Raw genomic sequence first — 22,708 nt, forward strand, 5'->3', positions numbered from 1 at the left:
TTCAATGAAATAAGAAACAGCTTGAAATTATTAGTGATTCAAAAGCGAAATAACGAGGAGTGACATTATGAAATTATTGATTGTACGCCATGGTGACCCGGATTATGATATAGATTCCCTTACAGAAAAAGGCTGGAAAGAGGTGGAGTATCTTTCACAGAAGCTTTCCAAATTAGATGTAAAAGCTTTCTATGTATCCCCCCTTGGAAGAGCGAAGGATACTGCGGCTCCGACTTTGAAAAAGATGGGAAGAACAGCCACAGAGTGTGAATGGCTGAAGGAATTTCCCTGTCAGATCTGGCGCCCGGATGTGAAAGATAAGAAGATTATTGCATGGGACTGGCTGCCACAGGACTGGATGGCAGACGAGCGCTTTTTCCAGTATGACCACTGGTTTGAGAATGAGGCTATGCAGGAAGGCCATGTGAAAGAAGAGTATGACCGTGTGATCGGGGAGTTTGACAAGCTTCTCGTGAAGCATGGATATGAGAGGAAAGGTCACTATTATAAAGTAAATGAAGAGAATAATGACACGATTATTTTCTTCTGTCATTTTGGATTGGAGTGTGTACTTCTCAGCCATCTGCTGAATATCTCTCCGATGGTACTTTGGCATGGCTGCGTGGCTGCCCCATCCTCTGTGACAACTTTGACCACAGAAGAACGCCGTCAGGGAATTGCTGCTTTCCGTATGAGCTCCTTCGGCGATATTTCCCACCTTTATGCCAACAATGAGCCGCCGGCATTTGCAGCAAGATTTTGCGAAGCGTATGGAAATAAGGAACAGAGACACGACTGACATTGTGCATTGAGAAGCGTGTTGCTGTGAAGGGCGTGAACAGTAATCTTCATAGTATTAACGGATGGTAAGAGTTATGTTCTGACTTTCAGAAGATAATGAAACGTTATGATCTGAAAACAGGACACAATGGGAAGAACAGGGATGGAATTGTGATGCCAGTTACGAATTAGTTATTTTCATTTTAGAAATTTTAGAAAAAAATTATAATTTGGACAAATACCTTTCACAATTATGAGGTATGATATATACATCTTAAGAGAAAGAACTCTTAAGAAAAACTCTTTCCTTTCCCTAAAAATGTATAAATAAACCACCGTCTGTTGGCAAGAACGCTGACTGGGCGGTGGTTTTACGTTGTGGGAAAAATTAGTATTATTACTGAATGCGGCGAAGAGTTAGAGCGTGATATCGTTGCTTGACAATGTTATTATAGACAATGGAGGTACTTATGCAATCATCAAATCAGCTGCAGGACATGCTTCATTCCATCAATCGGAAGAGCTATCCTGCCTATAAATCCCTGAAAGGGGCATATCAGTTTAAGAAATATGTTTTGTCAATTGATCATGTACAGGGCGATCCATTTGCGTCACCGTCCCATGTCAGTGTGAAAATTTCCCACAGAGAAGCTGGATTTCCAGCGGAATATTATAAAGATAAACTGACCAGAATTACTCTGGCAGACTATCTTACCAGACAGTTTGAACAGCAGGTGAACCGCTATACTTTTCGGGCAAAAGGCTCTGGAAAAAGCGGACTTATTTCTGTGACCAGATGCGGTCAGGAGGTGCTGGAGCGAACGGCATGTGAGATTACAGAGCAGGGGATTACCGTGCGGTTTTTTGTAGGATTTCCGGCAAATGGACGTACTATAAATGCGGGAGAGTTGGAGAAAATTTTCTTTGAATTTCTGCCGGTTTGTGTGGAAAAAGCATTTGTATACAGAAATTTAAGTGGAAAAAATCTGGAAAATACTATCTTCCTGGCAGAAGATCAGGCGTATATCAGGGAAGAATTAAAGAAGCGTTCCTTGGTTGCTTTTGTAAATGACGGCGCGATTCTGCCAAGAGAGAGTGGTATTTCATCTAAGCCGATGAAAGGGAGCGTGACATTTTCTTCGCCGGAAAGTCTTCGGGTGACTATGGCGCTTCCCCATAAGGGAAAAATAACCGGAATGGGAATTCCTAAGGGAATCACGTTGATCGTTGGTGGTGGTTATCACGGCAAATCTACCCTTCTGAATGCATTGGAACTGGGCGTGTATAATCACATCCAGGGAGATGGAAGAGAGTATGTGATCACGGATTCCACAGCCCAGAAGCTGCGTTCTGAGGATGGCAGATTTGTGAAAGATGTGGATATTTCCCTGTTTATAAATGACCTTCCCAATAAAAAAGATACCACCTGTTTTTCTACGGAAGATGCCAGCGGAAGTACTTCCCAGGCAGCAGGAATCGTGGAGGGAATAGAGGCGGGAAGCAAGGTGTTTCTGTTGGATGAAGATACATCTGCTACTAATTTTATGGTGCGCGACGCCTTTATGCAGCATGTGATCAGCCGGGAAAAAGAGCCGATCACCCCATTTCTGGAACGTGCCCGGGATCTATATGAAAAGGAGGGGATTTCCACAATTCTGGTTGCCGGAAGCTCCGGGGCTTTTTTCCATATTGCAGATACTGTGATCCAGATGGACAATTATATGCCGGTAGATATCACAGAAAAAGTCCGGGAACTTTGCAGGGATTATCCTTTAAATGAGAATACGGCAGCTGGATTTAAAGCACCACAAAGCCATCGCATCATGTCAAAAAATACGCCGTTGAACAGTTCCAAGAAGGCTTATTACGGTCATTCTAAGGCACAGGGTAAGCCGGAAAGGCTGAAAGTAAAGGTACATGGCAGAGATGGTTTTTCCATTGGAAAACAGGAAGTGGATCTGCGATATGTGGAACAGCTGATCGACAGTGAGCAGACAGGAGCTTTAGGAGCGTTGCTGAAATATGCAGTGGAAAAACTGATTGATGGGAAAAGAACACTGCCGGAAATTGTGGAGCTGCTTTGCAGTAAATTGGAAAAAGAAGGGCTGTCTTTTCTGTCAGAAGGATATACTTCCTGCGGCTATGCAGTGCCAAGACGACAGGAAGTATATGCTTGTTTTAACCGATACAGGAGACCTTGAACCGGATTTGGCCATATCAAAAAAGGCAGTGCAAAGTGTTGGACTGCGCGGCAAAAGATTTGTGCAAGAAAACCTATTTGCCGGTAGCTTTTTACCTGGTTATACGCTATAATGAATTTTGGATGAGGAAAACACAGGGATTATTTTACCTGTGTAAAATGAAAACAGGAGAAAGGTGGATATAGATTATGGAACGTCCAAACGCATGGCTCACATATTCAGATGCTGATATGCAGGATCTGGAAACTGTGGCAAAGAAATATCGTCATTTCTTAAATGTAGGAAAGACAGAACGTGAATGTATCACTCAGATTGTGAAAGAGGCTGAGGAAGCAGGCTATGTTTCCCTTGAAGAAAAGGTGAAAAATGGCGAAGATCTGAAAGCAGGAGATAAAGTTTACCAGGTTGGAATGCAGAAGATCATTGCCCTGTATCACATTGGAGAGGATGATCTGGCCGAGGGTATGAATATCCTTTGTGCACATATCGATTCCCCAAGACTGGATATTAAACAGAATCCGTTATATGAGGATACCGATCTGGCTTATCTTGACACCCATTACTATGGCGGTGTTAAGAAATATCAGTGGGTTGCCCTTCCGATGGCAATGCACGGTGTGATTGCGAAGAAAGACGGCACAGTTGTAAACGTAACCATCGGAGAGGACGAGGACGATCCGGTTGTTTACATCACAGACCTTTTGATCCATCTTGCAGGACAGCAGATGGCGAAGAAGGCTTCTGAGGCTGTTGAGGGTGAGAAACTTGACATCCTGATCGGAAGCCAGCCGCTGAAGGACCTTCCGGATGATAAGAAGAAAGAGGCTGTTAAGGAGAACGTGCTTCGTATTCTGAATGAGAAATACGGTGTAGAAGAGGAAGATTTCCTCTCTGCAGAGCTTGAGATCGTTCCAGCTGGCAAGGCTCGTGACTGTGGTCTTGACCGCAGCATGATCGCGGGTTATGGACAGGATGACAGAGTTTGCGCATATACTTCCCTTCTGGCTCTTCTTGAGATGGAAGCACCGAAGCGTACAAGCTGCTGTCTCCTTGTAGATAAGGAAGAGATCGGAAGCGTGGGAGCAACTGGTATGCAGTCCCATTTCTTTGAGAACAGTGTAGCAGAGGTCCTGGATGCAATGGGACAGTATTCAGATCTCAGACTGAGAAAGGCGCTGAAGAATTCCAGCATGCTTTCCTCTGACGTAAGTGCCGGCTATGATCCTGCATTTGCAGAAGCTTTTGAGAAAAAGAACTCTGCTTATCTTGGAAGAGGTATCGTTCTCAACAAGTTTACAGGTGCCCGTGGAAAATCCGGCTCCAATGATGCCAATGCAGAGTATGTGGCAAGAGTCCGCAGGATTTTTGACGACCATAAGGTTTGCTTCCAGACAGCTGAGCTTGGTAAGGTTGACGTAGGCGGCGGCGGAACCATCGCTTTTATCGCAGCTCTTTATGGTATGGAAGTAATTGACAGCGGTGTTTCTGTTCTCAGTATGCATGCACCGTGGGAGGTTACCAGCAAGGCGGATGTTTACGAGGCAAAGAAGGCTTATAAGGCGTTTCTTCTGGATGCGTAAGCAGGTGCTTTGACGCTCTAGAGCCTTTTTCAAACATGCTCTAGGAAAATAGTTTCTTGAACTACGGATAATTTGAAATTAGCGGACAGACGTTTTAGGTCTGTCCGTGATTTTTATTAAAAAGATGGCAGAAGCTGTTTGAAAACTTACAGAGAGCCTTTGGGGCTCTGTTTCAGGCTTTTTTATTTTGGGAGAGCGAGGGCTGGGTTTGTAATATTTTGAAAATTTTATAAAGTGAGGAGTATTGGATTATGTTAAAAAAACAGGCACCGGGAGAGACAATCCTGAAGGTTGGCGGCATGCTTCTTCTGTTTCTTGGCGTTCTGCTGGCATTTGGAAGTGGAAACACGATTTCTCTGGTTATGAAGGGCAGTAGTGACAGCGCAGTTGTAGAATATCTGAACCAGAACGGTATGACATACAGCCAGCTGGTTGCAAGCAATGTGATGGTTCTGGTGGCAGGAGTAATCTATCTGGCAGCTGGCGTGGTTGGTGTGAAACAGGCTGGTAAGGTGGAGAATGCAGGCCTTTGTGTGGGAATGGGAGGCCTTCTTATTGCAGAGGTTGTGGCAGAAGTGATCGTTACTATGATCTTCGGAGATTTCAATCCGGCTTCCGTGATCCGAATGCTGATGTTCCCGGCTATTTATATGATTGGCGCAGTGCTGAACTGGCAGGCGAAGAAAGCCAGGAGATAGGGAGGCACCGTCATGCTGGAAGAAGTTAGAGAGCTCTGATAGAGTCTTTAAAATAATACCAATCGTGCAAAAAATACCTACAAAAAAATATTTTAAAAAAATTTCAAAAAGGTGTTGACAAAACCACAGGTATCGTGTAGAATATCCATTGTTGTGAGGGACAAATACTTCACAAGTAATAAATGTGTGTTTAGCTCAGCTGGATAGAGCGTTTGGCTACGGACCAAAAGGCCGGGGGTTCGAATCCTCTAACACACGTAATTGAGAAGCGGAATCATTGAGAAATCAATGGTTCTGTTTTTTGTACACAAAATCAGACCGCGGGTAATAAGAAATATAAATCCAATATTGAAATAATACTATAATTATGGTACGGTAATTCAAACAAAAGCGTGAAGCTTGTTCGGAAAAATTATTGAGTGAATTAAAGTTCGCGGAAGGAGAGAGGAAAAATGTTCGCAGTACTTAATTCAGAAAGCCTGTGGATTGGCACAGACTTGAAAAGATTTAATGAGATCCGGGATATTCTGGATAGTCAGAATATCAAGTATAAGTACAAAGTAAAAGATCAGCTGGGAGAATGGGCTGGTAGCGGAACACTCAGGGGACGTGTGGGAAGTGCAGGAAATCCAGCGGAGCAAGCCAAGCAGTACGAAATACTTGTAGACAGGAAAAATCTGGAGCAGGCACGTTTTGCGATTCAAAAATGATACGGTATTTTTTATAAGACACCAGATTTTCCTGAACGAATCTGGTGTCTTTTTAGGCGTTAAAACATGTTATTTATATTCATAGAATATATCAGATCAAAATGAAAACACCGACATAGCCTGAATCTGATACTTATTGTGGCGGGATTCTTGTCAGAAACAAGATAAAGCTCCAGATCAAATCTTTCGCTCAGCCTTCCGCGCTTTTTTTGCAGAATACATTTTCTCATCTGCCAGATTGATATAATCATTCAAGGTCAGCCCCGGATCATCGGCAATTACCCATCCGATGCTTGCTTCAATGGGGAAGCCCACCCGACTGTTGGCAGAAAACACTTCCAGAGAATTCAGAAGGGTATGAGCCAGCTCCTGTATTTTTTGTTTATCATAATCAGGAATTACGCATACGAATTCATCGCCTCCATAGCGTATGGAAACGGACTCTGCCGGACAGTGCTGCCGCAGGACGGAAGCAATGCTGCTGATAGCAAGATTTCCCATATCATGTCCAAAGGTGTCATTAATATATTTCAGGTGATCTGCATCCACAAACATGATTCCAACTGGTCTCTTTTCCTGCATACACTGATGGAAAAGAGGCATGGCAAGCTTCTCGTAAGCCATCCGGTTGTAGAGCCCGGTGAGAGAATCATGGATGTAAAGCTGAGAAAGCTGTTTATTCATTTTACGCAGGGTAAGTCTTGCATACAGGGCTTCCATGGAAGTCTGGAGTGCATTTAAGGTTTCGAACAGGAACTGATGCTCCAGAAGATAATCACAATTGGTGATGATCAGAAAGCCAATCTCCCGTTCACGAAAATGCAGAGGACAGAACTGGTAAATATTTTGTCCTCTGGTAGCTTCTGTCTGTGGAAGTGAAAGAATTTCTTTCAGATTAAGGTGAAGCCGGTTCGTACCATTCAGGGGCGGGTAAACCAGTGCCATCTCCTCCGGGTATCCTTCTGTCTGATAAGTATCCTCCGGAAGCTCAGGCAGTGCATCCATATTTTCGCTCATAAAGATATCAGGGTTCATAAACAGATAAATATTTCCGCAGCCATGTTTTGTCAGCCAGTTCTGCATACGTCCTGCAAGCTCTGTGTATCCTGCACAGTCCAGGAGAACACGGTTCAGATCCATCATCCAGTTTTGCATATCGCTCTGACGTGCTTCTGCAACGATGCGCTTGATTACATACTCTCCACGGTCAGGTGGATTCTGGGAAACGCAACCGCAGCTTTCCTGAAAAACGTAGGTGAAAGGTGCGTATATATAAGTTTCCTCTGCATTTCCATTCCAGATTTTTTCCAGCATTAAAAGGGCATTTTCCATGATATCGGCTTTGGAGAAGCCTACCGTGGTAATTCTGGGCTCATAATAGGAAGCTTTGTCTTCGTTGTCAAAACCGGTTACCAGAAAATCCCCGGGAATAGAATATCCGGCTTCCTTGGCGGCCAGACAGACGCCTACAGCTGTATTGTCGTTGACACAGACAAAGGCATCTGGAAGCAGGTTTTTCTCTTTAAATGTGGAAAATGCCTGGATTCCGGTTTCAATTTCATAATTATGATGGATCACGCGCTGCTCCTCGAAAGGAATCCCATGGCGAAGAAGGGCATCCCTGTAAGCTTTGAAACGGAGCTGATTTTCCCTGTTAAATTCTGGCCCGCCGATGAAATTTAAGGTACGGCATCCATGCTCTGTGATCAGGTGCTCAACAATCCGGCTAATGGCTTCGTAGTTGTCAATTCCGGAATGGTACAGTCCTGGAATCTGCTCAAGAAGAGAAATTGCTGGGATGCTGCTGAGCTTCGCGCGTTCAATTATCTCTGCAATCAGGTCTGGCTGGGACACGGTGGCAAGATCCAGAAGGATGCCGTCAAATTCTGAAAAATCCGGAAGCCGTGCAATGTTATATTCTCCTGCATTATGCTTCTCATCCATACTGAAATTCCCAAAGCTCTGAAAAATATATAAATCCATATCTGACTGGTGGGCAGCCATGTAATTTCGATATCCTTGAATCCAGGTATAGGTTACATAACGTCCCCAGCCATCTGTAATAAGTGCTATTTTTTTCATGCAAAAATCTCCCGAATAACAGATTTCACAATGTTGTGAAAAACTATAAACATTGTGAATATTATATCGAATTTTTTATGGAAATGCCACATTTTCTGTGAAAAAATATGTAAAAAATTAAGAAGAAAAATTTGGTAAAGGTGATTTTTAACAAAATAATTTTCGAAAAAGCGAAAATGCAGATGTTGAGAATTATTCTCAATTCCCCTCCTTTTCATAACCGGATAAAAGAGGTATGATAAATATAAGTTAGCATAAACTAACAAAAGACAGAATGATGAATGCTTGTAATTGTTTTTTATGAAAAATGTTCATGAACGATAATGGTTTACAGGGAGGAAAAGAGATGTTTCTTGAAATTAAAGATTTGAAGAAAGGCTTTGGTTCCGGAGACAGCAGGACAGAGGTTCTTCGGGGAATTGATTTTTCTGTGGAAAAAGGGGAATTCTGCGTGCTTCTTGGACCGTCTGGTTCTGGAAAATCCACACTTTTGAATATTATCGGTGGAATTGATGAGCCAGATGAGGGCTATATTTCTATAGATGGGGAAAAAACAGGAGATATGAAGGAGAAAGCGCTGACTCTTTACCGCCGGAAGCATCTGGGATATGTTTTTCAGATGTATAATCTGATCCCAAATTTAAATGTAAAGGAAAATATTGAGGTGGGCGCATATCTCAGCGATAAGGCACTGGATATTGACGAGCTGCTTCATACACTGGGGCTTTATGAGCACAGACATAAGCTGCCCAACCAGCTTTCCGGCGGTCAGCAGCAGAGAACGGCCATTGGTCGTGCTATTGTAAAAAATCCGGACATTCTTCTCTGCGACGAGCCTACAGGTGCACTGGATTACAACACATCCAAGGAAATTCTGCGTCTGATCGAGCAGGTCAACCAGAAGTACGGAAATACCATCATCATGGTTACCCACAACGATGCCATTAAGAATATGGCAGACCGCGTAGTGAAGCTTCGTGACGGTCAGATCCGCAAAAACTATCTCAATGAGTCCAAAGTCGCAGCCGACGATCTGGACTGGTAAGGCGGTGCGCTATGAAGAATCCATTGTGGAAACGTCTTCCAAGAGAATTGAAAAGTGATTTCGGAAAATATATTGTGATCTTTCTGTTTATGACACTGACCATAGGCTTTGTCTCGGGCTTTCTTGTGGCTGATGACAGTATGCTGGCTGCTTATGACGAAGGTTTCGAAAAATATAACATTGAGCATGGCAACTTTACCCTTTCTTCGAAAGCCAGCGAAAGCGATTTAAAGAAAATTGAAAAAAATGGAAAAGTACGAATCTGCGAAAATTTTTATCGGGATGAGGCCACAGATGCGGATCTGGACGGAAACGAAGAGGAAACCATGCGTATCTATCAGGAGCGTACCGATATGAATCTTGTGTGCCTGATGTCAGGGGGAATGCCAGCTGCAAAGAACGAGATTGCCATTGACCGGATGTATGCAGATAATAACAAGCTGAAGGTTGGTGACAAGCTGAAAATCGCAGGAGAAGAACTGACAGTTACCGGACTGGTGGCATTACCTGACTACAGTTGTTTATTTTCCGATAACAGCGATATGATGTTTGATGCTGTAAAATTTGGCGTGGGTATTATGACCGAGAAAGGTGCGGATGCTTTTGGAACAACCCATCTGGAGTACCGCTATTCCTGGCAGTATGAGACTGCACCAAAGGATGATATTGAAGCGAAAAACATGTCAGAGGATTTTCTGGAGGTTCTGGTCAAATATGGAAATGTGACAGGTTTTATCCCGGCCTATTCCAATCAGGCCATCACTTTTACCGGTGAAGATATGGGCGGTGATAAGGCTATGATGGAGGTGCTGCTGTATATTCTGATCGTCATCATTGCTTTTGTGTTTGCAGTTACAACAAATAATACCATTACAAAAGAAGCTTCTGTGATCGGGACTCTGCGTGCTTCCGGATATTCCAGAAGAGAACTTCTGGTCCACTATATTTCCATGCCGGTGATCGTAACTGTGGTTGCTTCTGTTCTTGGAAACGTGCTGGGCTACACCTCCTTTAAAAATCTTTGTGCAGGTATGTATTATGGCAGTTACAGCCTGCCGACCTATGAAACACGCTGGAATGCAGATGCATTTATATTGACCACAGTGGTTCCGGTAGTGATCATGCTGGGAATCAATTTGATTCTGATTTCAGGGAAACTGCGTCTTTCTCCTTTGAAATTCCTGCGTCATGATCTGTCTGCTTCCAAACGGAAAAAAGCTGTGCGTCTTCCGGACTTTAAGTTTTTCAACCGCTTCCGGCTTCGTATTATCCTGCAGAATAAGTCCAGTTATCTGACTTTGTTTATTGGAATCTTTTTTGCAAATGTACTGCTGCTTTTTGGAATGATGATGAAGCCGCTTCTGGATCATTATCAGGAAGAAATTTTGAAGAACATGATCGCGCCGTACCAGTATGTGCTGAATGTACCGGAGGAGCCAGATGAAGATGAGAAATATACGGTTATGGGAATGCTGCAGAAATTTCTTACTCCATCTTTGAAAACAAATGAGAAGTCAGCAGAAAAATTCTGCCTGAATTCCATGAAAAATGTATTGCCAGATCAGGAAGGAGAGACCATAACGGTCTATGGAATCGCGGACGACAGTGCGTATGTAAGCGCGGAACTTCCAACTGATGGAGTTCTGATTTCTGACGGTTATGCAGAAAAGTATAAGATAAAGACCGGAGATACCATTGTTCTGAAGGAAGCTTACGGAAGTGAGACTTATGAGTTTATAGTGCAGGGAATCTACGATTATCCGGCATCTTTGACGGTATTTATGCCGATTTCCTCCTACAGGAAAACCTTTGGGGAAAAGGAGGATTATTTTAACGGTTATTTTTCCAGGGAAAAGATCACAGATCTGGATGAGAATCTGATCGCAACAACGATTACGGAGGACGATCTGACAAAGGTCAGCCGTCAGCTGGATGTGTCTATGGGAGAAATGTTCCAGCTGATCAATATATTTGCAGTTGTGCTGTTTGCCCTCCTGATCTATCTGCTTACCAAGCTGATCATTGAGAAAAATGCCAATGCCATTTCTATGGTAAAGATTCTGGGGTATGAGAACCGGGAGATCAACAGCCTGTATCTTACATCCACTACGTGGGTGGTGATCTTGTCCATTTTACTTAGCCTGCTGCTGTCTACCTGGACGATATATGGAATTTACGGATATCTGATGTCATCCTTCTCAGGCTGGCTGACCTTATATCTGAAACCAGCGGTTTATCCGGAGATGTTTGCGATGGGAATGGGAGCGTATGTGCTGGTAGCCTTGTTGCAATTTAGAAGGATCAAGAAGATTCCAATGGATGTGGCGCTGAAGAATGTGGAGTAAGAGAATTATAAGAAAATAGAATATTGGAGGATATTGGGGCAGACTTCTATTTCTTCGGGAGTTTGCCCTGATTTATGCTGAGCATTTTATTTTCGGCAATACGTTTTGAGGGTTCGGGTTAATAGTAGCAGCCAGGTTGGAACGGTGTTTTGTTTATTGAGAGATTTATTCATATTTTCATGTTGTGATTTGACGAAGTTTCGTATATACTTTCCCTTGTAGCCCAAAGTGGATATTTTGTATCCGAGCGGGACTTGCTGCGTATAATAATGAGAGCAGGTGCCCACACATTTTTTCAGAAGAGGAGATACGAACATGGATTACGCAAAAGAATCCTTAAAGATGCACTATGAGTTAAAAGGTAAAATTGAAGTTGTTTCAAGAGCAAAGGTTGATTCCAAGGATGCTTTAAGCCTTGCTTACACCCCTGGTGTTGCACAGCCTTGCCTTGAGATTCAGAAAGATATTAATAAAAGTTATGAACTCACCAGACGTTGGAATACCGTTGCTGTTGTAACAGATGGTACCGCAGTTCTTGGTCTTGGAGATATCGGTCCAGAGGCTGGTATGCCGGTTATGGAGGGCAAATGCGTTCTGTTCAAAGAGTTTGGTGATGTAGATGCTATTCCACTTTGTGTTCGAAGCAAGGACGTAGATGAGATCGTGCAGACCGTTCGCCTTCTGGCTGGAAGCTTCGGCGGTGTAAACCTGGAGGATATTTCCGCACCGAGATGCTTTGAGATTGAGAAGAAGCTGAAAGAGTGCTGTGATATTCCGATTTTCCATGACGACCAGCATGGTACTGCAGTTATTACGCTTGCAGGTGTGATCAATGCGCTGAAGGTTGTTGGCAAAAAAATCGAAGACATTAAGATCGTTACTTCCGGAGCAGGAGCTGCCGGAATCGCGATTATCAAACTTCTTATTTCCATGGGACTTAAGAATGTTATTATGACAGATCGTAAAGGTGCAATTTACGAAGGCCGTGAGGGCCTGAACCCAATTAAGGAAGAGATGGCGAAGATCACAAACGCCAATCATGAGAAGGGCTCCTTGAGTGAAGTGATCAAAGGCGCTGACGTATTTATCGGTGTTTCCGCACCTGGAACCCTTACTCCGGATATGGTTCGCACTATGGCGAAAGATCCGATCATCTTTGCCTGCGCAAACCCGACTCCTGAGATTTTTCCGGATGAGGCCAAGGCAGCAGGCGCAGCGGTAGTATCCACAGGTCGTTCCGACTACCCGAATCAGGTGAACAATGTTCTCTGCTTCCCGGGAATCTTCCGCGGTGCCCTTGATGTCCGTGCATCTGACATCAACGACGAAATGAAGATTGCCGCAGCTTATGCCATTGCAGGCCTGGTAAGCGACGAAGAACTCTGCGCTGATTATATTCTGCCAGCAGCATTTGATTCAAGAGTGAAAGATGCGGTTGCGAAGGCTACTGCTGAAGCTGCCATTAAGAGCGGAGTGGCTAGGATCTAAAATTCTTTATATATCCGTTTGTTTTCTTCTGCGGAGAATAACTTTAAACGATGCCCGATTCGAATCGCCTTTGAATCCGTTCCATGCCCGATCAAAGGTGATTTCGCAACGGGTGTCTTTTTTTCTGCGAATTCAAGGACTAGCTGCGCCATATCTGGTTGACAGTTATCCTCCTCCATTTTCGTAAACGTCCCCAATAAAATCCCATTCACCTTCTTAAATACCCCCATCTGGTTCAACTGGCTTAAATAAGTCACCATCTGCGGCAGTTTTCCTCCAAAGGACTCCAGAAGCAGGATTTTCTCCCGCATATCCGGCCAGTAAGGCGTGCCAGCCAGCTTCAAAAGGCACCGTATATTTCCTCCTACTACAATTCCCTCCATATGAGTCCCCCTCACAAATTCATAAGGAAAATCATAAAGAGAAGTGGCCCCCGCCAAGGTAGTACTAAGAAAGTCCGTTATCTGGGACTGGCTGTGATCGTAGGTGAGATTTCGTATCTGGTACAGGACAGATGATTTCCCTGTTCGGGCATAAATGGCATTTATAATTGTTGTCAGATCACTATATCCCCAAAAATGCTTTTTTCCATAAGCAATGGTCTGAAAATCCAGATAGGGTAAAATCTCGTTGGCCATATCCCCACCAGATACGTCAAAAATATCCGTGACAGAATCATCCTCATAAAATTTCATAAGAGCCCAGGCACGCTCCCTGGCAGTTCCAGCCTGTCCGTTTTCATCTCCATAAAGATAAGGGCTAAGATCTACTTCTAGTCCGGATTTTTCCAGAATCTGCACCAACATTTTTATTGTTTCGGCCTGTTCTGGCCTAAGTCCGTTGGAACAACAGACAATCCCGATTTTGCTTCCCTGTTTCATAAAAAGTAATCCTTTCTTTTCAATAAAGTGCATGTGATTTTTTTATACATGTAACTTTTTCACAGATTTTACTATCTAAAACAATATATGAAGAATAAAAATACGCTCATTCAACACTTTTTATCTTCTTTTACATTATAAACAATAATTCCTCATAAATCCACCATTCATCCTGGAGCGTGTTTGAAAAAGCATTCCCGCAGTTGATGTTCACTGGTAACGTTTCGCAATCTGTACGCCCCACTTTGCGGTATATTTTGTAGAGATTTTTTTTTAACACACTCTGGAATCCCGAAACATTTTCAAAAAGCACTGGTCAAAATTTACGAAATTGCAGTGAAAAAAATGAGAAAAAAGTGCAAATAAATTATTGACAGCTTATATAAATTAGAATATACTAATCAACGTAAGCGAAACATAATAATAAATAGGTGTTTCTAAAGCACAAAAAAGGAAGGATGATATGATGCCGTTATCAATGGTAAACGAAGGAGAGCCGCAGGTGATTAAAAAAGTCGGCGGTAAAGAAGAAACCCGTAAATTCCTTGAAAATCTTGGGTTTGTACAGGGAGCTACAGTAACCGTTGTAAGTGAGATCAGCGGTAATATGATCGTGAATGTGAAAGATTCCAGAGTTGCCATTGGCAAGGATATGGCGAATCGGATCATGGTCTGAAATCCAGAAAAAAGGAGCAAGTATTATGAAAACATTACGGCAAGTTGGCGTAGGTCAGACTGTCACAGTGAAGAGACTGCACGGTGAAGGACCAGTAAAGAGACGTATCATGGATATGGGAATCACCAAAGGGGTACAGATCTATGTACGTAAAGTTGCACCGCTTGGAGATCCTATTGAGGTAACCGTGAGAGATTATGAACTGTCTCTGAGAAAAGTCGATGCAGAAATGATAGAGGTAGAATAAGTACTGTACAGGATATAGTACTTTGCTGTGTGTACATAAGGGAAAAGTTACTGTTCACGTACTTTTGCGAAACATCTTACAAATGTTGTCATATGAACAGCGGTAAAATCAGCACAGCATGAAATTGCATGTTCTGGAATGGAATGGGCAAATTTTTTTACCTTGTGGGTTAGCGAAACCTAATAAAGGGTTGAAAAGCTAACAAACGAAAGCTGATTGAAACAATCGGCAGCATAGGGCAACTAAAATCAGCAGAAGCTGTATATAATAAGCCCGGAAAAAAGAAAATCTGGAAAGAAAGAGGAGGCATGAAAATGTCGATTAAGATTGCACTTGCAGGTAACCCTAACTGCGGCAAGACCACATTATTCAATGCACTGACCGGCTCTAATCAGTTCGTTGGTAACTGGCCTGGTGTAACAGTAGAGAAAAAAGAAGGTAAACTGAAAGGTCATAAGGATGTAACCATCATGGACCTTCCTGGTATTTATTCCCTTTCCCCATACACACTTGAGGAAGTGGTTGCCAGAAATTACCTGATCAATGAAATGCCAGATGCGATCATCAACATCGTAGATGGTACAAACCTTGAGCGTAACCTGTATCTGTCCACACAGATCATGGAGCTTGGAATCCCGGTAGTTATGGCTATCAACATGATGGATCTGGTTCAGAAATCCGGAAACAAGATCCACATTGACAAATTAAGCAAAAAGCTTGGCTGCGAAGTAGTTGAGATTTCCGCTCTGAAAGGAACCGGAATCATGAAAGCTGCTGAGAAAGCAATCAGCGCAGCACAGAGCAAAAAGAAAACAATTCCGGTTCACGAATTTGCACAGGATGTTGAGGATGCGATCAAATCTGTTGAGAATAAGCTGACAGGAACTGTTGCAGAGGCTCAGAAACGTTTCTTTGCAATCAAGCTTATCGAGAAAGATGACAAGATCGTAGAGCAGATGAAGAGTGTTCCGGATGTGTCTTACGAAGTAAAGGCTCTGGAAGATAAATTCGATGATGATACAGAGAGTATTATCACAAACGAGCGTTATGTATACATCTCTTCCATTATTGGACAGTGCTATACAAAATCCTCTACAGGAAAGAAACTTACAACCTCCGATAAGATCGACAGAATCGTAACCAACAGATGGCTGGCGCTTCCGATCTTCGCAGTTGTAATGTGGGTTGTTTATTATGTGTCTGTAACCACTGTTGGAACTATTGTAACAGATTGGACAAATGATGTACTCTTCGGTGAGATTATTCCTCCGGCAGTTGAGTCTGCTCTGGAAGCTGTAAATTGCGCTGCATGGCTGCAGGGACTGATTCTTGACGGTATTGTTGCCGGTGTTGGCGCTGTACTTGGTTTCGTACCGCAGATGCTGGTTCTGTTCCTGTTCCTTGCATTCCTTGAGTCCTGCGGTTACATGGCTCGTGTTGCATTCATCATGGACAGAATCTTCCGTAAATTCGGTCTTTCCGGAAAATCCTTTATTCCAATGCTGATCGGTTCCGGATGTGGTGTTCCTGGAGTTATGGCTTCCCGTACAATCGAGAACGACCGTGACCGTAAAATGACAATCATGACTACAACATTTGTTCCTTGTGGTGCGAAGCTCCCGATCATTGCAATGATCGCAGGTGCATTCTTTAACAACAGCGGATGGGTTGCTACAAGCTCTTACTTTGTTGGCATCGCAGCAATCATCTGCTCCGGTATTATCCTTAAGAAAACAAAAATGTTCGCTGGCGAGCCGGCACCATTCGTTATGGAGCTTCCGGCATATCACTGGCCAACCGTTGGCAATATTCTGAGAAGCATGTGGGAGAGAGGCTGGTCCTTCATCAAGAAAGCCGGTACCATCATTCTTCTTTCCACCATCGTTCTCTGGTTCCTTATGGGATTCGGCTGGGAAGGCGGTTCCTTTGGAATGGTAGAAGAGCTGAACAACAGTATTCTTGCCAAGATCGGTTCTGCAATCGCCTGGATTTTTGCTCCTCTTGGATGGACAAAAGCAGGAGAAGGCTGGAAGATGGCAGTTGCTGCCGTAACAGGTCTTATTGCAAAAGAGAACGTTGTTGCTACATTTGGTATGCTCTTCGGATTTGCTGAGGTTGCAGAGGATGGAGCTGAGATCTGGGGAAATCTTGCACAGGTAATGACTCCTATTGCAGCATACGGATTCTTGGTATTCAACCTTCTTTGTGCTCCTTGTTTCGCAGCTATGGGTGCTATTAAGAGAGAGATGAACAATGCAAAATGGTTCTGGTTTGCAATCGGCTATCAGTGCGGTCTTGCTTATGTAGTTTCCCTTTGCATTTATCAGATTGGTACACTGCTTACAGGCGGCGGATTTGGAATCGGAACAGTTGTTGCATTCGTTCTGGTTGCAGCATTCCTGTACCTGCTGTTCAGACCATATAAAGAGAGCAACAGCTTAAAAGTTAATACAAAGAGTATTGCTTAAGCAAAGTTGTTAAAAATAATTCAGCCTGTATCCCTTAAAAGATACAGGCTGGAATTTTTATATAAGGGGAAATCACCATATCTTTTCACTTTGGAAAAAGATGCTCTGCAGCAGTGAAGGCGTGAACCGTTATGGTTTCTCCTTATATAGAAATTCCAGCCCTGATATAAAATCATACAGAAATCAAAAAGGATGGCGATGAAAATGATGAAAAACGCAGTTGAAGAAAAAGCATATGAAAATCAGGAAACATATCAGCGCACACAAATGCAGAAAGATATGATTCTTGAACGATTACGCGAACAGGGCTGCAGAATCACCAGACAGCGCCAGCTGATCCTGGATATTATTCTGGAGGAGGAGTGTTCCTGCTGTAAGGAAATCTATTACAAGGTACAGGAGAAAGACCGAAATATTGGACCGGCCACAATTTACCGCATGGTAAATATGTTGGAAAAAATCGGTGCCATCAGCCGCAAGAACATGTACCGGATTTCCGGCTGTGCAGCATGCTGCCAGGAAAATGGATGCACGGTAAGACTTAGCGATGCTACTGTCTGTAAGCTGCCTTCTGAAGTCTGGAAACAGGTTGTAAGAGAAGGGTTGAAAAATATGGGGTATATCGGAGATCAGGATATTGAAAGTATTGAGATGACTATGTCAAAGTGCAGGGCTTGAAAATTGGCATGATAGTATGAAGGCATATAAAAATAGCAGTTATCCAAGGGAGAGAGTTAGAGCCTGTTTGAAAAAAGCATTCCCGTAATCTGCACGCCCCTCTTTGCGGTATATTTCACTCAAATTGTGACGTACATCTTGCAGAAAGTTTTTTCAAACACGCCCTAAAACAGGGAGATAATGAGAATATTTCTCGATAAGCAAAATAGCACTGGGAATTTCAGAAAACCTGATATATAATACCAAAATATTGAAAAATAATTAACAACAATAGCGTTTCACTATAAGGAGGAATTTAATCATGGCAAGTTTTAAATGGGACAAGACAGGACTTTTTGCAGCAGGTGTTTTATTCGGAACAGCAGGTATCAAGCTTCTTTCCAGCAAAGATGCGAAAAAAGTTTACACAGAGTGCACAGCAGCTGTTTTAAGAGCAAAGGACTGTGTAATGAAGACGGTTACAACTGTTCAGGAAAATGCAGGTGATATCTATGCAGATGCACAGCAGATCAACGAGGACAGAAAAGCAGCTGAGGAGCCGTTTGAGGATGAGGCAGCTGAAGGCGAGACAGAGTTTAAAGAGACTGATGAAGCTGAAGAGGCTGAGACAGAGGAAGCTGCTGAGTAATCTGGCAGTGTAATACCTTGCAAACATATTGGGGACTGCCGTTTTTGCGACAGTCCTCTTAATCGTTGCTGTTCCTTTGAAAAACTCTGCGAAATATTTTGGTGAACAAACCTTACTAAAATTTCGAAGAGTGTGGCGCGAAGCGATTACGGTAAACGTAATGAACAGTAACTCTTGCTTTGAAGAAAAAGTAGGTGAACAAGTTGAAATTTACAATTAAACATGAGAAAAAAGGACGTATCAGAGTCCATCTTTTTCAAAAATATATGAATTTTACCCAGGCAGATACCCTTCAGTATTACTTGGAAAATCTGGATGGAGTAAAGAAGGCCCAGGTCTTTAACCGTACCAGTGATGCTCTTATCTATTACACCGGAGAACGGAATGAACTGTTAAAGGCAATTCAGGCATTTGGTTACAGCCGTGTCAGCGTACCGGCCCAGGTGCTGGAGAATTCCGGAAGAGAATTAAATGAGACTTATAAGGAGAAGCTGGTAAATAAAGTTATTTTCCATTACGGACGCAAGCTGCTTTTGCCATATCCATTGTCTGCAATCTATACCACTGCAATGTCTGTGAAATACATCTGGCTGGGGGTTAAGACACTCTGGAAGCGTAAGATCGAGGTTCCGGTTCTGGATGCAACTGCAATCGGTGTTTCTATTTTCCGCGGCGATTTCTCCACAGCTGGTTCTGTTATGTTCCTGCTTGGAATCGGAGAATTGCTTGAGGAGTGGACCCACAAGAAATCAGTGGATGATCTGGCACGTACCATGTCTCTGAACACTGGTAAGGTATGGCTTCGCAGTGAAGGTAAAGAGGTGCTGGTGGACGCAGACAAGATCCAGGCCGGAGATATGGTTGTAGTACATATGGGAAATGTGATTCCATTTGACGGTTTGATCGCAGAGGGCGAGGCTATGGTAAACCAGGCTTCCCTGACTGGTGAATCTGTTCCTGTAAGAAAAGTGGAAGGAAATTCCGTATACGCAGGTACGGTTGTGGAAGAGGGTGAGGCTGTCATTACTGTAAAAGCAGTTGGTGGTTCCAGCCGTTATGAGAAGATCGCAGCCATGATTGAGGATACTGAGAAGCTGAAATCCGGTCTTGAGAGCAAGGCCGAGCACCTGGCGGACAGACTGGTCCCATACACACTTGGCGGTACAGCACTTACCTATCTGCTTACCAGAAATGTAACCAAGGCTGTCTCCGTATTGATGGTTGACTTCTCCTGTGCCCTGAAGCTGGCAATGCCGGTTTCCGTACTTTCCGCTATCCGGGAGGCAGGAGAATACAAAATCACTGTGAAAGGCGGTAAATTCCTGGAGGCAGTTGCGGATGCCGATACGATCGTATTTGACAAGACTGGTACGCTTACCAAGGCAGAACCTACAGTAGCTGAGGTTGTCCCGTTTAATGGACAGAACGAAAATGAACTGCTAAGAATTGCAGCCTGCCTGGAAGAACATTTTCCCCATTCCATGGCGAAAGCTGTTGTAGACGCAGCGAAGAAGAGAAAACTGGATCATGAGGAAATGCATTCCAAAGTAGAATACATTGTGGCTCATGGTATTTCTACAACCATTGAAGGGAAAAAAGCAATCATCGGAAGCTCCCATTTTGTATTCGAGGATGAGAAATGTACCATTCCGGAAGGCATGGAAGAGAAGTTTAAAAATCTTCCAAATGAGTATTCCCATCTGTATCTTGCAATTGAAGGCAGTCTTGCAGCTGTTATCTGCATTGAGGATCCTCTCCGTGAGGAAGCTCCTGCAGTTGTAAAAGCGCTGAAAAAAGCCGGATTCAGCAAGGTGGTTATGATGACCGGAGACAGTGAACGTACAGCCAGGGCTGTTGCTGCCAAGGTCGGCGTTGACGAATATTATTCTGAGGTTCTTCCGGAAGATAAAGCAAGCTTCGTGGAAAAAGAGAAAGCAAAAGGACGCAAGGTTGTCATGCTGGGTGATGGAATTAACGATTCCCCGGCACTTTCTGCAGCTGACGCAGGTATTGCAGTAAGCGAAGGCGCTGAGATTGCAAGAGAGATTGCAGACATCACTATCGGTGCGGATAATCTGGAAGGTATCGTAGTTCTGAAGCATATCAGTGACGCGCTGATGAAGCGTATCCACAATAATTACAGAACGATCGTAGGATTTAACACTGGTCTGATCCTGATGGGCGTTGCCGGAATCCTACAGCCGACTACCTCAGCATTGCTTCACAATACTTCAACATTGCTGATCGGTATGAACAGTATGAAGAATCTGGTGGGCACTGAGGAAATCTGAACGGATGTGTCGCGCATTGCGGACATTGTAAAAAAATCGGGTTCTGATTGCGGGAATGATTTTTCAAACACGCTCTGCGGTAATAGTGGAACTTCTGAATATAATCAGAGAGTTAATGAGACTGTTTTTCATTAGCTCTCTTTTTTTTGCTTAGTACTTGACAGAAATAAAGGATTAGTGTAAACTAACACCATAAAAGTTAGCATAAGCTAACTGAAGCGTAGAACTATAAAAATATATAATCAGCACATTTTACATAAAATAAAATGTAAAGGACTGCAGCAACTAAAACATATTTCAGAAGTGCAGGCGTTACTGGAAAGGTTGTAAACAGTAAACGGAAAGCTTCTAATTTTTTTAACAAAGGGTTAGAACAAACTAACGAAAATGAGGAGAAAACATTGCATGGAAGCAGGGAGGTTTCTTCATTTTCAGAAGCTTCAGGAAACCCGGAAAGGACAATTTACATGAGTATTGTAATCATCGGCGGAAATGAGAGAATGGTATGTCAGTATACCGATATCTGCAAAGACTATGGATATAAGGCGAAGGTTTTTCCAAAAGAGAACGGCGCCATCCGTAAAAAAATCGGATGCCCGGATCTGATGGTGCTTTTTACCAATACAGTGTCCCATAAAATGGTCATCAGTGCATCCCAGGAAGCAAAGAAAAACAACATTCCGGTAGCGCGCATCCATACCAGCAGCGCAAGCGCTTTAAAGTGTGCGCTGGATGAGCATGCGGTGATGGCATAAAAAAGATAAGGAGTTTATCATGATTGAGAAATGTCTCATTGAGCACTGTGCTCCCACCCTTGCTTCATTAAAAGCAGCCAATCTTTTCAATGCCTGTTGTGAAGAGGGAGAAAATATAGACCTTCAGATTTCCAGGTGGAATCAGCTGATGAATCCAAAGGGCGTGAAGCTGCTGGCACTTCGCAGTCGTGGTAACCGTTCTCTGGTTTATGTATACCGGGAAAAACAGCTGGCACAGAATCTGAATCGTCCTGGAGTTGCCCGGTTTCTGGAAAAATATGGATATGAAAATACAGAACCGGAACAGTGCCTGGCGTTACTGAAGAAGCGCTTTGAGGCATCAGAAGATTTTCCACATGAGATTGGGATTTTTCTTGATTATCCACTTGGGGACGTAATTGGTTTTATCCAGAATGGCGGACAGAATTATAAATGTTCCGGCTGCTGGAAAGTATATTGTAATGAATGTGAAGCATTGAAAATGTTTCAGAAGTACCATAAATGCCGCGAGGTTTATCGGAATCTATGGGCAAAAGGCAGGAGTGTTCTGCAGCTGACAGTGGCTGCCTGACATACAATGAAAGTCCACTATGGGTGACAGCCAAAAAGCGATAAGAGTCACGGAAAAGCTGACTTTCGTTATTAAAGTGCCAGATGTGGAGGATAAAACATAAATGATCTCACAGGCTGGCAATAAAATTATAAAAGAAAGAGGTTAAGTGAAGTTATGAGTAAAGTAGCAGTTGTATATTGGAGCGGAACTGGTAATACAGAGGAAATGGCAAATAAAGTAGCGGAAGGTGCAAAAGCTGCAGGAGCTGAGGTAGAAGTGATCAGTGCAGATGATTTTGATGGAACAGATATCAGCAGTTTTGACGGTGTAGCTTTCGGATGCCCTGCAATGGGAGATGAGGAGCTTGAGGATTCCGTATTCCAGCCGGTATTCGAAGCATGTGAGCCAAAGCTTGCAGGCAAAAAAGTAGCGCTCTTCGGTTCCTACGGATGGGGAGACGGCGACTGGATGCGCAGCTGGGAAGAAAAATGCCAGAACGATGGCGTTGCACTTGCTGTTGACAGTGTAATCTGCAACGAAGAGCCAGATGATGAGGCTCAGGCAGCCTGCATTGAGCTTGGAAAAGCTATCTGCTGATTGGA

The 22,708-nt window shown here is 43.4% G+C and carries 19 protein-coding genes and 1 tRNA gene; 18 read left to right on the top strand and 2 right to left on the bottom strand.

What is annotated here, in order from left to right; genetic code table 11:
- Positions 1 to 67 precede the first annotated feature (67 nt).
- The 6 genes from I4V84_RS14250 to I4V84_RS14275 all read left to right on the top strand — a co-directional run bounded on the left by I4V84_RS14250 (position 68) and on the right by I4V84_RS14275 (position 5,969).
- Positions 68 to 799, top strand: coding sequence for a histidine phosphatase family protein (locus tag I4V84_RS14250; RefSeq protein ID WP_195992658.1), 732 nt, complete (start codon positions 68 to 70; stop codon positions 797 to 799).
- Between the two features lie 451 nt (positions 800 to 1,250).
- Entirely contained in the window at positions 1,251 to 2,981 is a 1,731-nt protein-coding gene (locus I4V84_RS14255) for an ABC-ATPase domain-containing protein (protein WP_195992660.1), read from the top strand.
- Positions 2,982 to 3,169: 188 nt separating this feature from the next.
- Positions 3,170 to 4,561 (top strand): aminopeptidase, encoded by a 1,392-nt coding sequence (locus I4V84_RS14260; protein ID WP_195992662.1) that lies wholly within the window; start codon positions 3,170 to 3,172, stop codon positions 4,559 to 4,561.
- A gap of 251 nt (positions 4,562 to 4,812) precedes the next feature.
- Positions 4,813 to 5,259: a hypothetical protein gene (locus tag I4V84_RS14265; protein WP_195992663.1), complete on the top strand. Its 447-nt coding sequence runs from the start codon at positions 4,813 to 4,815 to the stop codon at positions 5,257 to 5,259.
- A 184-nt stretch (positions 5,260 to 5,443) separates the two neighbouring features.
- Positions 5,444 to 5,517: transfer RNA gene (locus I4V84_RS14270), tRNA-Arg, on the top strand.
- Positions 5,518 to 5,711: 194 nt separating this feature from the next.
- Positions 5,712 to 5,969, top strand: a complete 258-nt coding sequence (locus I4V84_RS14275; protein WP_195992664.1) for a hypothetical protein — start codon at positions 5,712 to 5,714, stop codon at positions 5,967 to 5,969.
- A 177-nt stretch (positions 5,970 to 6,146) separates the two neighbouring features.
- Here I4V84_RS14275 and I4V84_RS14280 read toward each other — a convergent pair whose 3' ends face one another.
- A complete protein-coding gene (locus tag I4V84_RS14280; protein WP_195992665.1) occupies positions 6,147 to 8,051 on the bottom strand; it encodes a GGDEF domain-containing protein in 1,905 nt (634 codons plus the stop codon).
- A 346-nt stretch (positions 8,052 to 8,397) separates the two neighbouring features.
- On the opposite strand from I4V84_RS14280, the gene I4V84_RS14285 reads away from it, so the two are divergent.
- The 3 genes from I4V84_RS14285 (at position 8,398) to I4V84_RS14295 (ending at position 12,929) form a co-directional block, all read left to right on the top strand.
- Positions 8,398 to 9,096 (top strand): ABC transporter ATP-binding protein, encoded by a 699-nt coding sequence (locus I4V84_RS14285; protein WP_118581841.1) that lies wholly within the window; start codon positions 8,398 to 8,400, stop codon positions 9,094 to 9,096.
- 11 nt (positions 9,097 to 9,107) lie between these two features.
- Positions 9,108 to 11,441, top strand: coding sequence for an ABC transporter permease (locus tag I4V84_RS14290; protein ID WP_195992666.1), 2,334 nt, complete (start codon positions 9,108 to 9,110; stop codon positions 11,439 to 11,441).
- A gap of 315 nt (positions 11,442 to 11,756) precedes the next feature.
- Positions 11,757 to 12,929 carry a malic enzyme-like NAD(P)-binding protein gene (locus I4V84_RS14295; protein ID WP_148461790.1) on the top strand — a complete coding sequence of 391 codons (1,173 nt, stop codon included), beginning with the start codon at positions 11,757 to 11,759 and terminating at the stop codon, positions 12,927 to 12,929.
- On the opposite strand, the gene I4V84_RS14300 is transcribed toward I4V84_RS14295, so the two are convergent.
- Positions 12,926 to 13,810 carry an LD-carboxypeptidase gene (locus I4V84_RS14300; RefSeq protein ID WP_195992667.1) on the bottom strand — a complete coding sequence of 295 codons (885 nt, stop codon included), beginning with the start codon at positions 13,808 to 13,810 and terminating at the stop codon, positions 12,926 to 12,928. The two genes, I4V84_RS14295 and I4V84_RS14300, sit on opposite strands and share 4 nt — an antisense overlap.
- A 463-nt stretch (positions 13,811 to 14,273) precedes the next feature.
- Between I4V84_RS14300 and I4V84_RS14305 the strand changes: the two genes are divergently transcribed.
- The 9 genes from I4V84_RS14305 (at position 14,274) to I4V84_RS14345 (ending at position 22,703) form a co-directional block, all read left to right on the top strand.
- Entirely contained in the window at positions 14,274 to 14,486 is a 213-nt protein-coding gene (locus tag I4V84_RS14305; protein WP_118581835.1) for a FeoA family protein, read from the top strand.
- Positions 14,487 to 14,511: 25 nt separating this feature from the next.
- Positions 14,512 to 14,733: a FeoA family protein gene (locus I4V84_RS14310; protein ID WP_118581832.1), complete on the top strand. Its 222-nt coding sequence runs from the start codon at positions 14,512 to 14,514 to the stop codon at positions 14,731 to 14,733.
- Between the two features lie 314 nt (positions 14,734 to 15,047).
- Entirely contained in the window at positions 15,048 to 17,201 is a 2,154-nt protein-coding gene (gene feoB, locus I4V84_RS14315) for a ferrous iron transport protein B (RefSeq protein ID WP_118581829.1), read from the top strand.
- Between the two features lie 204 nt (positions 17,202 to 17,405).
- The gene (locus tag I4V84_RS14320) at positions 17,406 to 17,879 is read left to right on the top strand and encodes a transcriptional repressor (protein WP_334286117.1); all 474 of its coding nucleotides are present in this window, start codon (positions 17,406 to 17,408) and stop codon (positions 17,877 to 17,879) included.
- Positions 17,880 to 18,180: 301 nt separating this feature from the next.
- Positions 18,181 to 18,507: a DUF6110 family protein gene (locus tag I4V84_RS14325; RefSeq protein ID WP_173719160.1), complete on the top strand. Its 327-nt coding sequence runs from the start codon at positions 18,181 to 18,183 to the stop codon at positions 18,505 to 18,507.
- A gap of 203 nt (positions 18,508 to 18,710) precedes the next feature.
- Entirely contained in the window at positions 18,711 to 20,798 is a 2,088-nt protein-coding gene (locus I4V84_RS14330) for a heavy metal translocating P-type ATPase (protein WP_243284120.1), read from the top strand.
- Positions 20,799 to 21,265: 467 nt separating this feature from the next.
- Positions 21,266 to 21,553, top strand: a complete 288-nt coding sequence (locus tag I4V84_RS14335) for a DUF2325 domain-containing protein (protein ID WP_118581906.1) — start codon at positions 21,266 to 21,268, stop codon at positions 21,551 to 21,553.
- Between the two features lie 19 nt (positions 21,554 to 21,572).
- The gene (locus I4V84_RS14340; protein WP_118581820.1) at positions 21,573 to 22,124 is read left to right on the top strand and encodes a DUF3793 family protein; all 552 of its coding nucleotides are present in this window, start codon (positions 21,573 to 21,575) and stop codon (positions 22,122 to 22,124) included.
- 156 nt (positions 22,125 to 22,280) lie between these two features.
- Complete coding sequence (locus tag I4V84_RS14345; RefSeq protein ID WP_118581817.1) at positions 22,281 to 22,703, top strand: flavodoxin; 423 nt, start codon at positions 22,281 to 22,283, stop codon at positions 22,701 to 22,703.
- Positions 22,704 to 22,708: the final 5 nt, after the last annotated feature.

This window comes from Ruminococcus sp. 1001713B170207_170306_F1, from assembly GCF_015668065.1.
GTDB lineage: Bacteria > Bacillota > Clostridia > Lachnospirales > Lachnospiraceae > Blautia_A > Blautia_A faecis.